The sequence below is a fragment of the Rhodococcus sp. MH15 genome, from assembly GCF_019266045.1.
In the GTDB taxonomy this organism is placed as follows: Bacteria; Actinomycetota; Actinomycetes; order Mycobacteriales; family Mycobacteriaceae; genus Rhodococcus_F; species Rhodococcus_F qingshengii.
The window spans coordinates 283,677-298,989 of sequence record NZ_LPNP01000061.1 but is presented as its reverse complement, the minus strand read 5'-3'; the positions used below and the strand labels follow the sequence as shown (position 1 = coordinate 298,989).

The following is a 15,313-nucleotide window of genomic DNA, read 5'->3' as shown; positions in this document are numbered from 1 at the left end:
CAGAATCATGGTCAAAGGAGCGAATTGTGACTGTCCGGGTTGGCGTAAACGGTTTCGGCCGTATCGGACGTAACTTCTTCAGGGCGGTGGATGCGCAGAAGGCGCTCGGAACCACCGATATCGAGATCGTGGCAGTCAACGACCTGACTGACAACGCGACGCTCGCTCACCTGCTGAAGTACGACTCCATCCTCGGCCGTTTGCCGTACGACGTGTCGCTCGACGGTGACGACACGATCGTCGTCGGCGATCAGCGCATCAAGGCCCTCGCACACCGTGGCCCGTTGAACGAACTTCCCTGGGGCGAGCTGGGCGTCGACGTCGTCGTCGAGTCCACCGGCATCTTCACCGACGCCGCAAAGGCCAAGGGACACCTCGAAGCCGGCGCCAAGAAGGTCATCATCTCGGCTCCGGCCAAGGGTGAAGACATCACCATCGTGATGGGCGTCAACGACGACAAGTACGACGGCAGCCAGAACATCATCTCCAACGCGTCGTGCACCACCAACTGCCTCGGCCCCATCGCCAAGGTTCTCGACGACGAGTTCGGCATCGTCAAGGGTCTGATGACCACGATCCACGCGTACACCCAGGATCAGAACCTGCAGGACGCTCCGCACGCAGACCTCCGTCGCGCCCGCGCAGCTGCCCTCAACATCGTTCCCACCGGTACCGGTGCAGCCAAGGCAATCGGCCTGGTTCTCCCGCAGCTGCTCGGCAAGCTCGACGGCTACGCACTGCGCGTGCCGATCCCCACGGGCTCGGTCACCGACCTCACCGCGAACCTGAAGAAGTCGGCCACCGCCGACGAGATCAACGCTGCGATGAAGGCTGCTGCCGAAGGACCCCTCAAGGGCATCCTGAAGTACACCGACGCACCGATCGTCTCCTCGGACATCGTCACCGACCCGCACTCGTCGATCTTCGACTCGGGTCTGACGAAGGTCATCGACGACCAGGTCAAGATCGTCTCCTGGTACGACAACGAGTGGGGCTACTCCAACCGCCTCGCCGACCTCATCGGCCTCGTCGCCAAGTCTCTCTGAGCGGAGTTTCGATAACAGTGGCAGTTCAGACGCTGAAGGATCTGCTGGACGCTGGAGTCGAGGGGCGCACCGTACTGGTGCGTTCCGACCTCAACGTCCCGTTGGATGGCGGAGAAATCACGGACCCGGGCCGCATCGTCGCGTCCGCTCCCACCCTGCGGGCACTCGCCGAGGGTGGAGCGAAGGTCATCGTGACCGCGCACCTCGGGCGCCCCGACGGTCAGCCCAATCCCAAGTTCTCCCTCGCACCGGTTGCCGCGAAGTTGGCCGAAATCCTCGGTCGCAACGTGCAACTCGCCGGTGACGTCGTGGGACAGGACGCGCTGGCTCGTTCCGAAGGACTCACCGACGGTGACGTCCTGATGCTCGAGAACATCCGTTTCGACCCTCGCGAGACCAGCAAGGACGAAGCCGAGCGGGTCAAGCTCGCCAAGGCTCTCGTCGAGCTGGTCGGTGACGACGGCGCATTCGTCTCCGACGGATTCGGTGTTGTTCACCGTAAGCAGGCGTCGGTCTTCGACGTCGCGAAGCTGCTCCCGCATTACGCCGGATACCTGGTCGGCGCCGAGGTCGAGGTGCTCGCCAAGCTCACGCAGGACGCAGCGCGTCCGTACGCGGTGGTGCTCGGTGGCTCCAAGGTCTCGGACAAGCTGGCCGTCATCGAGGCACTGGCGCCGAAGGTCGACACCCTGGTGATCGGCGGCGGAATGTTCTACACGTTCCTCGCGGCTCAGGGTGTGTCCGTGGGCAATTCGCTGTGTGAAGAGTCCATGATCGAGACCTGCAAGGATCTCCTCGACCGGTACGCCGACGTCATCCACATCCCTCAGGATGTTGTCGTCGCGGACTCCTTCTCGGCCGATGCCGAGTCGAAGATCGTTCCGTTCGACAAGATTCCCGACGGCTGGATGGGTCTGGACATCGGACCGGAGTCGGTCAAGCGCTTTGCCGCGATCCTGACCGGCGCCAAGACGGTGTTCTGGAACGGCCCGATGGGCGTGTTCGAGTTCCCGAAGTTCGAGGCAGGCACCCGCGGTGTCGCCGAGGCAATCGTGGAGGCAACCGAGAAGGGCGCCTTCAGCGTCGTCGGCGGCGGCGACTCCGCAGCAGCCGTTCGTCAGCTCGGTATCCCGGACGAGGGCTTCTCGCACATTTCCACCGGTGGTGGCGCTTCCCTCGAGTACCTCGAGGGCAAAGAGCTGCCTGGCATCGCAGTACTGGAAGGCTGATCCGACATGGCACGTAAGCCGTTGATCGCCGGCAACTGGAAGATGAATCTGAACCACCTCGAGGCTATCGCCCTGGTGCAGAAGATCGCTTTCTCCTTGCCTGCGAAGTACTTCGACAAAGTGGACGTCACGGTCATCCCGCCGTTCACCGACATCCGAAGCGTCCAGACGCTGATCGAGGGCGACAAGCTCCTCCTCACGTACGGCGCGCAAGATGTCTCGGCTCATGACTCGGGTGCGTTCACGGGCGAGATCAGCGGCTCCATGCTGGCCAAGCTCGGTTGCACCTTCGTCGTGGTCGGTCACTCCGAGCGTCGCACCCTTCACGGTGAGACCAACGAGACCGTCCTCGCGAAGACGAAGGCTGCTCTCAAGAACGGCCTCACGCCGATCGTGTGCATCGGCGAAGGCCTCGAGATCCGCGAAGCGGGCGAGCATGTCGCCTACAACGTCGACCAGCTCAAGGGTTCGTTGGCGGGCCTGAGCGCGGAGGAGATCTCCAAGATCGTCATCGCGTACGAACCTGTCTGGGCCATCGGCACCGGCCGTGTCGCTTCTGCCGCCGATGCACAGGAAGTGTGTGCTGCGGTACGAGCAACAGTGGCCGAACTTGCCGACGCCGAGGTCGCGGCCGGTGTTCGCGTTCTGTACGGCGGTAGCGTCAGCTCCAAGAACGTCGGAGAGATCGTCGGCCAGGCCGACGTCGACGGCGCTCTTGTCGGCGGCGCGTCACTCAAGGCTGACGAGTTCGCGACACTGTCTGCGATCGCTGCAGGCGGTCCACTCCCGTGATGATCGGGTAGTGAGCTGAAACTGCTCGAGACTAAGACTGCGGGTGTGTGACCGACTAGGTTACACGCCCGCAGTTTTTTGTTCGCGAGTCAGCTCACCAGTTTGGTTTCCAGAGCGCCGACGAGTTCGGGAGCAAGCTCCAACCCGGCGGTCAGATAGTTCTCAACGGTTCCGTAGTGGTGCTCGACCTGCTCGAAGGCAGCGCCCAGGTAACTCGCGTCGACGGAAAGCAGCAACCGGATCACCTCGCCCTTGTCTGCATCTGTGGCAGCGGCGATCTTCGCGACTGTTGCCTCGATGTACTCGGCCGAGTACGTGTTCGTGAGCAGGTAGTCCGCCGTGATCGTTTCGCGCGGTACACCAGCGAGTGTCTGCAGTAGTGCTGCCGCCCAACCTGTTCTGTCCTTTCCCGCCGTGCAGTGGAAGAGTTGCGGCCCCTCGGTGGTCGCCAGGGCGGCGAACAACTGCGAAAATCCGTTCCGAGTGACGGGGTCTGCGACAAAGCTGCGATTGATGTTCTGCATGAAAGCTGTTGCAGCGTCCGCTGTTCGGAGAGCCATCGCTTCGGCGTGGATGTTTCCGGACAGGATGGGAATGTGGGCGTACATCGCCGGCGCCGGCACGATGTCGGGAGTTTCGTTCGCCTCGGTTTCGGAGCGCACGTCATAGACGGCGGTCAGCCCCAGCGATTCCACGATTGCAAGATCCTCGGGCGAGGGCGTCAGTACGTTTGCACGGTAGAAGACTCCGCGGCTCATCGCCTGTCCGCTGGTCGTGACGTACCCGGGGCCGGCCACGTCGCGGAAGTTGTGAATCGAAGCCAGACGCGGTGTTTCAGGCAGGGGTGTGTCGGGCAGGGCAGTGTTGGGCAGGGCAGTGTCGGAAAGCATGGAGCCGGCCTTTCGGAGGTAGAGTCGCGTCAACTGAAAAACTACTGAATCGGTATCTCGACAGTGTGATCGATGCCACTGACCAAGAATCGTGCCTGGCCGGGTGCAAAGTCATGTGCGAGGCGGGTATGTGGTCAGGCTATCTGCGCGCGCCTGTATGGTGTTATCGGTTGTAGTTGTCCCTATTGGATTGGTGGACGTAGACAGACATGAAACTGTTCCTGGATATCCTGCTGGTCATCACCAGCTTGCTCCTCATCGCCTTGGTGCTCCTGCATCGCGGTAAGGGCGGCGGTTTGTCGAGTCTGTTCGGTGGCGGTGTCCAGTCCAGCCTGTCCGGATCGACTGTTGTCGAGAAGAACCTCGACCGGTTGACGGTCTTCACCGCGTTGATCTGGCTCATTTCGATCGTCGGCATCGGCTTGGAGATCAAGTTCGCCTGATTCTCGGCTCATGACTTACAGCCGGTAGTTTTTCACACACGAATTTCAGACACGGAACCCCGCCTATCGAGCGGGGTTCTTTGTTTCGGTCGATAATTGTGTGATGACTGAAACCGCGTCGCATCGAGAAACACCGCGAGAGGCCACCGAGCCGCTGCGCGAAGACATCCGGCTTCTCGGCGGAATACTCGGACAAATAGTGCGAGAGCAAGCCGGCGACAATGTGTTCGATCTGGTCGAGCGAGCCCGTGTCGAGTCGTTCCGAGTCCGTCGTTCGGAGATCGATCGCGCCGAACTGGTGTCGCTGTTCGCCGAAATCAGTACGGACGACGCCATTCCCGTCATCCGGGCGTTCAGTCACTTCGCACTGCTCGCCAACCTGGCCGAGGACATCCATCGCGAGCGTCGACGGGCCATCCACGTCAATGCGGGGGAACCGCCCCGCGACAGCACTCTCGCGGCCACGTACACCAAACTTGATGCAGCCGATATCGATTCGGCCACCGTCGAAGAAGCGCTGCGGGGCGCCCTGGTCTCACCCGTCATCACCGCTCACCCGACGGAGACTCGACGCCGTACGGTGTTCGAGACGCAGAGTCGGATCACCGAGTTGATGCGATACCGCGAGCGCACGGCGCTGAGCGTCGCAGAAACCGCTGATGTCGATCTGCAATTGCGCCGTCAGATCCTGACCCTGTGGCAGACGGCTCTGATCCGGCTCAGCCGCCTCCGCATCCAGGATGAAATCGAGGTAGGCCTGCGCTATTACGACGCAGCGTTGTTCGAGGTGATTCCGAAGATCAACGCCGAGGTTCGCAAAGCTCTGCGCACGCGTTGGCCGGACGCCGGGCTTCTGCCGGAACCGATCCTGAGGCCGGGTTCGTGGATCGGCGGTGACCGAGACGGCAATCCGTACGTGACCGGCGAAATTGTCCAGCGCGCCACGTCGCGCGCTGCGGCGACTGCTCTCGAGCATCACCTCGAGGAACTCGAACATCTCGAGCGTGAACTGTCGATGTCGGCGCGGCTGGTTTCCGTCACGCCCGAACTCGATCTGCTGGCGTCTACCTCCGGCGACGACTCTGCCTTCAGGGCCGACGAGCCGTACCGTCGCGCGATTCGCGGTATCCGCGGGCGCTTGAGCGCCACAGCACTGACGGTACTGGGGGAGTTGCCCGCCCACGGGTCCGACGACGGACTCGAGGCGTACACCGACCCGGCACAGTTGCAGCGGGATCTCGGAATCATCGACACCTCGTTGCGTCGTTTCGGTGACGAGACCATCGCCGACGATCGACTCGATCGGCTCCGAGAAGCGGTGGAGGTGTTCGGCTTTCACCTGTCCGGTCTGGACATGCGGCAGAACTCCGAGGTACACGAAAGCGTCGTCGCAGAACTTCTGGCGTGGGCCGGAGTTCACCCGGACTATGCGTCCTTGCCGGAAGCCGATCGAGTCGAATTGCTGTCGGCCGAGTTGACGACGCGGCGACCACTGACTTCGTCGGACGCCGAGTTCAGCGAATTGACCACCAAGGAACTGGCCATCATGGCGGCCGGTGCCAAGGCAGTGCGGGTTCTCGGAGCGGGTGCGGTACCCAACTACATCATCAGCATGTGTACCTCGGTCAGTGACATGCTCGAGGCTGCAGTGCTGCTCAAAGAGGTCGGGGTGCTCGATCCGGGCGTCGGTAGCGAGCCCTCGTGCCCGATCGGCATCGTGCCGTTGTTCGAGACGATCGAGGATCTGCAGGGCGGCGCCGACACATTGCTGGCGACGCTCGACATCCCGATCTATCGTGCGATCGTCCGTTCCCGTGGTGACAGTCAAGAAGTGATGCTCGGGTACTCCGACTCGAACAAGGACGGCGGGTACCTGGCAGCCAACTGGGCGCTGTACCGTGCCGAACTCGACCTCGTCGATGCCGCGTGTAAGAGCGGAATCAGGTTGAGGCTCTTCCACGGCCGCGGCGGAACCGTCGGACGTGGCGGCGGACCGAGTTACGAAGCGATTCTGGCTCAGCCTCCCGGTGCAGTCGCTGGTTCTCTGCGAATCACCGAGCAGGGTGAGGTGATTGCGGCCAAGTACGCTGAACCGCGTCTGGCACATCGCAACCTCGAAACACTCATCGCCGCGACTATCGAGTCGACGTTGCTCGACGTCGAAGGACTCGGCAGCGATGCCGACGCTGCCTACGCGGTACTGGACGAGCTCGCGGCCCTCGCCCGCACCGCGTACAGCGAATTGGTGCACGACACACCAGGATTCGTGCAGTACTTCGAAGCGTCGACACCGGTCGCCGAGATCGGGGCACTCAACATCGGCTCTCGTCCGGCCTCTCGCAAGCAGACCAAGGCGATCTCCGACCTGCGAGCGATTCCCTGGGTGCTCTCGTGGAGTCAGTCTCGCGTGATGCTTCCGGGTTGGTACGGAACCGGCGCCGCGTTCGAAAGATGGATAGACGGAGACGATACTCGGCTTGCCACGTTGACGGCCCTGTACGAGAAGTGGCCGTTCTTCCGAACCGTGCTCTCGAACATGGCCATGGTGATGTCGAAGTCGGATCTCGGTTTGGCGGCCCGGTACGCGGACCTCGTGCCCGACGCCGAACTGCGCGATCGAGTCTTCGGAATGATCACCGACGAGCACGAACGCACAATTCGCATGTACAAGGCAATCACGGGCAACGAGAACCTCTTTGCCGACAACTCGGGCCTCGAGCGTTCGGTCCACAACCGGTTCCCGTACCTCGAACCTCTCAACCATCTACAGGTCGAGCTGATCCGTCGGTACCGTTCCGGCGACGAGAGCGATCAGGTGCGTCGGGGTATCCAGCTGACGATGAACGGCCTGGCCACTGCGCTTCGTAACAGTGGCTAGGTAACAGCGGCTGGTTCTGCAGGTTTACCAGGGTGTGCGTGCGGCGACTCTAGAGCTGTCGCACGCACACCCAACGCTGCGCACCGGACCGAACGGGGACCGCAGTGGATCTGCAATTGGACGGACGAACTGCCGTCGTTACCGGCGCGGGAAAAGGTATCGGGTTGGCGATCACTCGGGCCTTGGTGGCCGAGGGAGTCCACGTCGTCGCGGGCTCGCGGACGCTCTCGCCGGAACTCGAATCGCTGCAGTCCGGCGGCGCCGTCACCTTTGTCGGCGTCGACCTCGCGAGTGTCGAAGGATCAACCCGACTGCTCGCGGTTGCAGCAGTGAGGGGCGGCGTCGACATCCTGGTCAACAACGTCGGCGCCGTCACCCCGAGAACGAGCGGTTTCGCGGCAATCACAGACGAAGAGTGGGCGGCGTCGTTCAATCTGACGTTCTTGTCGGCTGTACGCACTGTTCGCGCTGCGCTGCCGGAGTTGATCCGCCGAGGTGGCGGGAGCATCGTGACGATCAGTTCGGTCAACGCATTCTTACCTGACCCCACGGTGATCGACTACAGCGCCGCCAAAGCGGCGTTGACCAACTTCTCGAAGTCGTTGTCGAAAGAACTGGGCGGGCAGGGGATCCGCGTCAATACCGTCAGCCCTGGCCCGGTGCAAACGGAGTTGTGGCTCGGCAAGCACGGAGTGGCCTCGACGCTGGCGAAGGCGAGTGGATCAGCCGCCGACGACATCGTCGAAAGCGCCGCGGCCGGAGCCGAGACTGGGCGGTTCACCTTCCCCGAAGAGGTTGCCGACCTGGTGTTGTTCCTCGCCAGCGATCGTGCGGGGAACGTGACAGGCGCGGATTTCGTGATCGACGGCGGTCTGATCAAGACCTTGTGATCATTGCTGCCTGAAACCTGATCATGTGCGCGACGGTCGACGACGTGATGCACAGGATCACTGCGGACGCGATGACCACCCACAGTCCCCACCCGATGGACGGTCCGGCAGTGTGCCCTGCGAACTCGGTACTACGTCGCACGATGGACGCGGCGTTTCCGACGGCAACGATCAAGACCGCGATTCCGACCAAAGGGCCGGTGCAGTGATTCTTGATCTCGGGCGTGACGTCTCGAACCACGAGGGTGATCAGCGCGGTCACCGCGCAGAGAGCGAGGACGAGAGTGATCACTCCGCATTCGTCGATACCACTGTGGTCCAGCGCGGAGGATGACGTCCACGGGCCGAGGCTTCCGGCGACGATCCCGGCGCACGCCCAGAGCGATCCGATGAGGCTAGGTCCGAAACGGTCGGGCATGAGGGAGGGAATTGCGCGGGTCGACGGCAGCTGAAACCCGAAGGCGCGTTGGTGATCCGGCTGATTGGGTGTGAACGTCACGGGACGGACCACCTTTCCTCCGCGGCGTCGAGCCGCCCAATCCAATGCTTTTCCGGAGTCTAAGGGCCGCCCAGTTCACTTTTGCCGAATCGAGCGAAATTGATCGAACCGGCGCTAGGGCTCGAGCAACTCGGCGTGAGAATATTCGTTGCAGCCCGCACCGACGAGGCGCTTACTGTTCAAACGGCGTCGTGAACGACACTGGTTTGCCGGCGGCGCGCGCGTACGCGATCTCTCGGCGCGTGGACTCACCGATGTATCCGCGAGGGTTGACGACCAGAACCCGATCGGCGAGGTCGATCTTGCGCAGATGGAGCGCGTCGAGCAGGTTCTTCTGCTCGACAGAGACCGCCTCGTCTGCTTCAACCGGCGCGACGACGATCACGCCCGCGAACGTCAGGTCGCGGTTCGCCTCCCGCATCTCTTCAGCGAATCGCGCAGAGCCGCAGATACAGACAATCTCAGGTCGATCGGGCACGGTTTAGTCTCTCACCGACGCGAGAGCCCGCGGCCACACCAGTCTCGTCAGATATCTTCGGCAACGCACCCCAGCTGTCAGTGAACGAAGTCCAGAGCTTCCTTGATCCACGCGTTGAATTCGACGTTCGAACTCGTCCCGGTTCGGTCGACGACGATCCATCCCTTGCTCATCGGCTTACCCCGCATCTCGGGCCAGCTTGCACCCTTGTGCGTCAGAAGCTCGTCGACTCGATCGGGGTCACACCGAACCATGATGTTGCCGTGTGAGTTCGCACTGGCGGCCAGCTTCCCGTTCACCATGAAGCTCAGCCCACCGAACATCTTTACTTCCTCGACGTCGTCCTCGCCCGAGAGCGCATCGCGGATACGCTCAGCCAGCGCTTTGTCGTATGCCATGGAGGCCTCCTGGGGTGGAGTTCCAGGTTAGATCAGATGGCGCAGGTACGTGTGCGGGTCGTGAAGGAACCGCTGCCAGTTCGACACCAGATCGAGGTCCTCCCAGCTCGAGGCTCGGATTCCCCATTCTCCGATCTCGAGCAGGTTGGCGTTCGGCAGCGCCGCGATGATCGGCGAGTGCGTCGCGATCACCGCCTGCGCGCCGGATTCCACCAGCTCGCCGAGCAGCGCGGCCAGTGTCAGGGTCCCTTGGAAGGAGAGTGCGGCATCGGGTTCGTCGATGAGATAGAAGCCGCCGTCGGCGGTCCTCGACGACAGGATCTCGAGCAGCGCCTCACCGTGGGAGAGGTGATGGTAAAGCGGTTCAGGTCGCTTGGGATTGGGGTTGTCCTCCAAGTACGTGTACAAACCGTGCAGGGTTTCGTCTCGGAGGTAGTACGCCCACTTCGATGCTCCGGGACTCCGCTCGACCACAAGGTCGAGGCCGCCCGGTTCACTCGATCGAGTCTGATGCCGCGTATTGGTCGACCCGCCTTCGGCATTGAGACCGAGAACGGCGGCAAGAATTTCGATGACGGTCGACTTTCCCGCTCCGTTTTCGCCGACCAGAATGGTGACACCCGGTGGAAGTTCGAGACCGTCCTGAACGATCTGCGCAACAGCGGGTACCGTCATCGGCCAGCTGCCTACGTCAGCGCCTGACGATGTCCCGGTCTTGATGCGTCGGATGGGTTGTCTCTGCACGGCCATACGCTCTCACAGGGCTCCGACGGGAAACTGGAGCTAGTGGCGCTGCGCGAGCAATTCGACGATTCGGGCCACGAGGTCGAGAGGGATCGGTTTGTTCAGCGGGAACTTCACCGTTGATTTCGCAGCCCGGTACGGGTCGACGGACTTCTCGAACTCTGCATCACTCGCCGGGAGCGGGTACATCGAGATGTGGTTTTTCCAGCCCGCGAAGTGAATCAGGTTCTTTCCGTTCACCGTCATGGTCGGCATCTGATAGCTGATGGTCTCATCGAGGCCTGGAACCGTGTTGTGAATCGTCTCGCGGATACTCTCGAGGGCTGGTTGCACGTCGGTGGGAAACGAAGCGATGTATTCGTTGATCGTCGCGAATTCGGCCATGCGCGGATCATAATCGCGCTCCGACTCCCAATTGCGGCGACTTGGGGGACAAATGAGACCATTAGGTATGAAAAATCTGGAACCTTGGGAGTTCGCCGGCATGCTCACGCATCTGCGCGCCTACCTGACCAACGCAAGGCGCTTTCTGTGGGGGTGGTCTTACCGCGAGGTAGACGGCTCGTCGGAAGATCGTTGACTAGTCACGTTCAGCGTTGGTAATGCCAGAAATCGGGGCGGCTGCCGTCCGCGTCGGTGAACCCGTATTCCGTTCCGAGTTCGCCTGAACTGACCGATCGCTGATTCCATCGCTGTCGATTCGGATCGGCAGCGATGGCCGCGATCGCACGTCCGATGAATCTTGGTGACTCGGAGCGTGCGAAATCCGCGGGCGCAGTCGGACCATCCCGCTCCGGCAACAAAGCGTCACGCCAATTCGATTCGCCGACACCAAAATTCTCGAGCATCATCTCCGATCGCAGGAACCCGGGAGTGATGGCGACGGCAGTACAGCCGAACGGGGCAAGTTCGTGGCCTTGCGAAAATGCGAGCCTGTTCACGGACACCTTGGCCAAGTCGTAGAACACCGAGATGCGATAGTTCGATGCGTTGTATTCGGTAGTGCCATCGGTTATTTCGGCGACCAGTCCGCCTGGCCGATCGGTCATGAGCGGCAGGAGGTGGTGCGACGTGGTGATGTGGGTGTCGATCGCCAGACGCAAGATGTGAAACCCCTTGTCCAGATCGTGTTCCCATACCGGCATGTTCCACTCCGCCGGCCCACCCTTGAGTAATTCCGCGCCCCAGATGTCGTTGACCAAGATGTCGATATGGTGATAGTCGATTCGCAAGCGTTCGGCGAGATCAGCCACTTGTTTGCTCTTGAGATGATCGACGGCAATCGGCACGCCGACGCCGCCCAGCTCAGTGACCAACTCTGCCGTCTCTTCGATGGTCTCTCCGCGCGGATAGTCCGACTGAAGAATTCCGGCAGATGTGCTCCGGCCAGTGCAGATGACGGTTGCACCGGCCTCGCCCAAGGCCGCGGCGATTCCGCGTCCGGCGCCCCTCGTCGCCCCGGCAACTACAGCCACTCGCCCGCGAAGTGCGTCCGGATTCGGTGTCCACGACATTGTTCGATTGTTCTCGCCTGGATTGATTCGTTCAAGAGTGAAAGCGATCTGCGGAACCGAACCTTACTTCGCGGCGTCCAAGGTAGTAATCACTCGGATGAAGGAGGCAGGGGGAGAGATGAATCGTTGTGTGGGGCGCAGTGCCGGTTGGAGAAACGGGATCTCGGGATTGAGTTCCGTTCCGTCAAAAGGAAATTCGCATCGGATCCGGACTCGGCGGGTAGTCGAAAGTCGCCACGGTGAGAAAGTCGTCGACGTACCACCAAGCCGGGAATCGCCCGAAGACGATTCCCGACCGGTGTGAAATCAGATCTGTGAAATCAGATCAGGGAAGCTGCGAGGCAGCGTCCGTATCGAGGAACCAACGTGTCGCAACCAAACCGGTGGCGCCGGCGGACGGCCAGTCGTCGGCCGAAGCACCTCCGACGGCTTTGGCAACGGCCTCGGCCTTTGCAGCACCCGAGACGAGCAGCCAGACCTCTTTGGCTCGCCGAACAGCAGGCAACGTGAGGGTGATCCGCACCGGTGGCGGCTTGGGGGAGTCCGTCACCGCGACTACGAAACGCGCTTCTTCGCGAACAGCGTCGGTGTGCGGGAACAACGAGTTGACGTGTCCTTCGCCGCCCATACCGAGCAGGTGCACGTCGAACGTCGGAACCTGATTCCCGTGTGCCTGAGCGCCCAGCAGTTGTTCGTACGCCGTCGCCGCCCCGTGTGGATCACCGTCGTAGATACCGTCGGATGCGGCCATCGCATGTACCCTGTCGGGATCGACCGGCACATGATCGATAAGCGCCTCACGTGCTTGCACTTCGTTTCGCTCGGGATCGCCGGACGGCAGGAACCGTTCGTCGCCCCAGTACAGATCGATCTGCGACCAGTCGATGTCGCCGGGAGCTTCACGCAACTTCTCGAGAAGTGCGATGCCGGTTCCACCGCCAGTCAGCACGATGGACGCAAACCCGCGAGCCTTCTGGGCATCGACGATGGTCGTGACCAGGCGTGCGGCGGCAGCGTCGACAAGTTGGCCGGCGTCGGAAAACTTCTCCACGACAACATCACTCATAGGTCACCTTCTCCAATCCGGCCAGAGCTTCTTCGTAGATCTCGTCCGGATCGAGCCGACGCAATTCCTCGGCGAGGCAATCGCGTGTCTCTCGACGACCCAGAGAAACCAGCGCGTCAGGCTGACCGGTGCGGATCAACGTTGCGGTCGTGCCCTCCTGCGGACGACTGATGGAGATACTGCGGGTCTCGAGCTTCAACTCGACCGTCAGCTCACCCGTACGTCGAATGACCGGACCGTCGATCTTGGCCGCCAACCAACCGGCGAGAATATCCAGTGCCGGTTCGGTTTTGAGACCGGAGACCACCGCTGAGGTGATCTTCTCGTGCGGCGGCTGATCGAGAGCCGACGCGAGGAGCGCGCGCCAGTAGGTGACGCGACTCCAGGCGAGATCGGTATCGCCGGCGGTGTACGACGCGAGTCGCCCCTTGATGGTGGCGGTCGGATCGGGGGCGCCGGTGGCATCGGTGATGCGCCGTATCGCGAGCTTCCCGACGGGATCCTTGGCTGGAATCTCGGGTGCCTCGAGGGGCCACCACGCGACTACCGGTGTATCGGGGAGCAGGAACGGGATGACGACGCTGCTCTCGTGGTCCGCCAGGGGACCGTAGAGACGCAGCACGACAACCTCCGAGGCGCCGGCGTCCCCGCCGACACGGATCTGAGCATCGAGCCTGGGCTCACTCTGCTCGTCGCCACGCAGGAGCACGATGACGCGGCAAGGGTGCTCGCGGCTGGCTTCGTTGGCGGCCTCGATGGCTTCCTCGGCATTCCCGGTGTCCCTGGTGCAGACGACGAGCGTCAGCACTCGCCCCAAGGTGACAGCGCCGCCGGTCTTACGCACCTCGACCAGTTTCTTGCTGACCTGGACCGTGGTGGTGGAGGGCAAATCGAGAATCACTAGGGTCGCCTCCATTCGCGTCCGGTGCGTTGCATCATTTCGTCCGCAGACGGTGGTCCCCACGTTCCAGCCTCGTAGGGTTCCGGCTTGCCGCCGGCTGCCCAGTGTTCGAGGACGGGATCGAGGATTTCCCAAGACAATTCGACTTCGGCGTTGACCGGGAAGAGGGACGGCTCACCGAGCAACACGTCGAGAATGAGTCGCTCGTACGCCTCCGGTGACGACTCGGTGAAAGCCTGGCCGTACGAGAAGTCCATGTTGACGTCACGGACTTCCATGCTCGATCCGGGAACCTTCGAACCGAACCGCATGGTGACGCCCTCGTCGGGCTGCACGCGGATGACCAGAGCGTTCTGGCCGAGGTCTTCGGTCATCGTCTTGTCGAACGGTAGGTGCGGTGCACGTTTGAACACCACCGCGATCTCGGTGACACGGCGTCCGAGTCGTTTGCCCGTGCGCAGGTAGAACGGCACACCCGCCCAGCGGCGGGTGTCGACCTCTAGGGTGATGGCGGCAAAGGTCTCCGTGATGGAGTCCGCTGCGAAGCCGTCTTCTTCGAGGAGTCCGACCACCGGCAGCCCACCCTGCCAGCCGCCCGCGTACTGGCCGCGTGCGGTGGTCTCGTCGAGGGGCTCGGCAAGGCGAGTGGCCGAGAGGACCTTGATCTTCTCCGCCTGCAGATTGAGCGGCTCGAAGCTGATGGGTTCTTCCATCGCCGTGAACGCGAGCAACTGCAGCAGGTGGTTCTGGATCACGTCACGGGCCGCGCCGATGCCGTCGTAGTACCCCGCGCGTCCACCGAGGCCGATGTCCTCGGCCATCGTGATCTGAACGTGGTCGACGTAGTGCGCGTTCCAGATCGGATCGAACAACTGGTTCGCGAAGCGCAGAGCCAGAATGTTCTGGACGGTTTCCTTACCGAGGTAGTGGTCGATACGGAAGACCGTGTCCTCGGGGAACACCTTGTTGACGACGGCGTTCAGTTCGCGAGCGCTCTCGAGGTCGTGGCCGAACGGCTTCTCGATGACGACTCGTCGCCACTGACCGTCCTCGGCCTGCGCGAGGCCCGACGCCGACAGTTGCTCGAGCACCTGAGGAAACGCGTTGGGCGGAATCGCAAGGTAGAAACCGTGATTGCCGCCGATACCACGTTCGTTGTCGAGCGTGGCCAACGTGTCGGACAGGTTCTGGAAGGCCTCGGCCTCGTCGAAACTGCCCTCCACGAACCGGATACCTTCGGCGAGCCTCTCCCAGACGTCCTGACGGAACTTGGTGCGAGCGCCGTCCTTGACTGCTTCGAGGACGACGTTCGTGAAGTCCTCGTCCGTCCAGTCACGCCGGGCGAACCCGACCAGAGCGAATCCGGGCGGCAACAGTCCACGGTTGGCGAGGTCGTAGATGGCGGGCATGAGCTTGCGCCTGGCAAGGTCGCCGGTAACACCGAAAATCACCAGGGCGCAGGGCCCCGCAATGTGCGGAAGCCGTTTGTCGGTGCTGTCCCGAAGGGGATTCACCCAATCTGATGCCGCCGCGGAATCGCTCACA

The 15,313-nt window shown here is 62.3% G+C and carries 17 protein-coding genes; 7 read left to right on the top strand and 10 right to left on the bottom strand.

What is annotated here, in order from left to right:
• Positions 1 to 26: 26 nt before the first annotated feature.
• From gap to tpiA, 3 genes are read left to right on the top strand one after another with little or no spacing between them, the layout of a single operon-like run.
• Positions 27 to 1,046, top strand: a complete 1,020-nt coding sequence (gene gap, locus ATN37_RS09280) for a type I glyceraldehyde-3-phosphate dehydrogenase (protein ID WP_003944851.1) — start codon at positions 27 to 29, stop codon at positions 1,044 to 1,046.
• 17 nt (positions 1,047 to 1,063) lie between these two features.
• Entirely contained in the window at positions 1,064 to 2,275 is a 1,212-nt protein-coding gene (pgk, locus tag ATN37_RS09275) for a phosphoglycerate kinase (protein ID WP_218695049.1), read from the top strand.
• A 6-nt stretch (positions 2,276 to 2,281) separates the two neighbouring features.
• Complete coding sequence (gene tpiA, locus ATN37_RS09270; protein WP_030536413.1) at positions 2,282 to 3,067, top strand: triose-phosphate isomerase; 786 nt, start codon at positions 2,282 to 2,284, stop codon at positions 3,065 to 3,067.
• A gap of 89 nt (positions 3,068 to 3,156) precedes the next feature.
• Here the strand turns inward: tpiA and ATN37_RS09265 are convergent, their stop codons facing one another.
• Positions 3,157 to 3,957 (bottom strand): tyrosine-protein phosphatase, encoded by an 801-nt coding sequence (locus ATN37_RS09265; protein ID WP_161120759.1) that lies wholly within the window; start codon positions 3,955 to 3,957, stop codon positions 3,157 to 3,159.
• 209 nt (positions 3,958 to 4,166) lie between these two features.
• Between ATN37_RS09265 and secG the strand changes: the two genes are divergently transcribed.
• The 3 genes from secG to ATN37_RS09250 all read left to right on the top strand — a co-directional run bounded on the left by secG (position 4,167) and on the right by ATN37_RS09250 (position 8,168).
• Positions 4,167 to 4,400: a preprotein translocase subunit SecG gene (gene secG / locus ATN37_RS09260; protein WP_003944946.1), complete on the top strand. Its 234-nt coding sequence runs from the start codon at positions 4,167 to 4,169 to the stop codon at positions 4,398 to 4,400.
• A gap of 103 nt (positions 4,401 to 4,503) precedes the next feature.
• Positions 4,504 to 7,278 carry a phosphoenolpyruvate carboxylase gene (gene ppc / locus ATN37_RS09255; RefSeq protein WP_218695047.1) on the top strand — a complete coding sequence of 925 codons (2,775 nt, stop codon included), beginning with the start codon at positions 4,504 to 4,506 and terminating at the stop codon, positions 7,276 to 7,278.
• 104 nt (positions 7,279 to 7,382) lie between these two features.
• Complete coding sequence (locus tag ATN37_RS09250) at positions 7,383 to 8,168, top strand: oxidoreductase (protein WP_209448677.1); 786 nt, start codon at positions 7,383 to 7,385, stop codon at positions 8,166 to 8,168.
• On the opposite strand, the gene ATN37_RS09245 is transcribed toward ATN37_RS09250, so the two are convergent.
• The 5 genes from ATN37_RS09245 to ATN37_RS09225 all read right to left on the bottom strand — a co-directional run bounded on the left by ATN37_RS09245 (position 8,155) and on the right by ATN37_RS09225 (position 10,671).
• A complete protein-coding gene (locus ATN37_RS09245) occupies positions 8,155 to 8,667 on the bottom strand; it encodes a hypothetical protein (RefSeq protein WP_233405700.1) in 513 nt (170 codons plus the stop codon). The two genes, ATN37_RS09250 and ATN37_RS09245, sit on opposite strands and share 14 nt — an antisense overlap.
• A gap of 172 nt (positions 8,668 to 8,839) precedes the next feature.
• Positions 8,840 to 9,088, bottom strand: coding sequence for a hypothetical protein (locus ATN37_RS09240; RefSeq protein WP_230359854.1), 249 nt, complete (start codon positions 9,086 to 9,088; stop codon positions 8,840 to 8,842).
• Between the two features lie 134 nt (positions 9,089 to 9,222).
• Entirely contained in the window at positions 9,223 to 9,543 is a 321-nt protein-coding gene (locus tag ATN37_RS09235) for a TfoX/Sxy family protein (protein ID WP_003944891.1), read from the bottom strand.
• A 27-nt stretch (positions 9,544 to 9,570) separates the two neighbouring features.
• On the bottom strand, positions 9,571 to 10,293 hold the full coding sequence (locus ATN37_RS09230; protein WP_075833137.1) for an AAA family ATPase: 723 nt from the start codon (positions 10,291 to 10,293) through the stop codon (positions 9,571 to 9,573).
• Positions 10,294 to 10,326: 33 nt separating this feature from the next.
• Positions 10,327 to 10,671: an iron chaperone gene (locus ATN37_RS09225; protein WP_218695045.1), complete on the bottom strand. Its 345-nt coding sequence runs from the start codon at positions 10,669 to 10,671 to the stop codon at positions 10,327 to 10,329.
• 67 nt (positions 10,672 to 10,738) lie between these two features.
• Between ATN37_RS09225 and ATN37_RS32480 the strand changes: the two genes are divergently transcribed.
• Positions 10,739 to 10,867 (top strand): hypothetical protein, encoded by a 129-nt coding sequence (locus tag ATN37_RS32480; RefSeq protein ID WP_256932255.1) that lies wholly within the window; start codon positions 10,739 to 10,741, stop codon positions 10,865 to 10,867.
• A gap of 10 nt (positions 10,868 to 10,877) precedes the next feature.
• Here the strand turns inward: ATN37_RS32480 and ATN37_RS09220 are convergent, their stop codons facing one another.
• From ATN37_RS09220 to zwf, 4 genes are all read right to left on the bottom strand, one after another.
• Positions 10,878 to 11,801, bottom strand: coding sequence for an SDR family oxidoreductase (locus ATN37_RS09220; protein ID WP_204855812.1), 924 nt, complete (start codon positions 11,799 to 11,801; stop codon positions 10,878 to 10,880).
• Between the two features lie 325 nt (positions 11,802 to 12,126).
• Complete coding sequence (gene pgl, locus ATN37_RS09215; protein ID WP_218695043.1) at positions 12,127 to 12,867, bottom strand: 6-phosphogluconolactonase; 741 nt, start codon at positions 12,865 to 12,867, stop codon at positions 12,127 to 12,129.
• The gene (gene opcA, locus ATN37_RS09210; protein ID WP_003944921.1) at positions 12,860 to 13,768 is read right to left on the bottom strand and encodes a glucose-6-phosphate dehydrogenase assembly protein OpcA; all 909 of its coding nucleotides are present in this window, start codon (positions 13,766 to 13,768) and stop codon (positions 12,860 to 12,862) included. Before opcA ends, pgl begins: the two co-directional genes overlap by 8 nt.
• The gene (gene zwf / locus ATN37_RS09205; RefSeq protein WP_030536404.1) at positions 13,768 to 15,312 is read right to left on the bottom strand and encodes a glucose-6-phosphate dehydrogenase; all 1,545 of its coding nucleotides are present in this window, start codon (positions 15,310 to 15,312) and stop codon (positions 13,768 to 13,770) included. Before zwf ends, opcA begins: the two co-directional genes overlap by 1 nt.
• Between the last annotated feature and the right edge of the window lies 1 nt (position 15,313).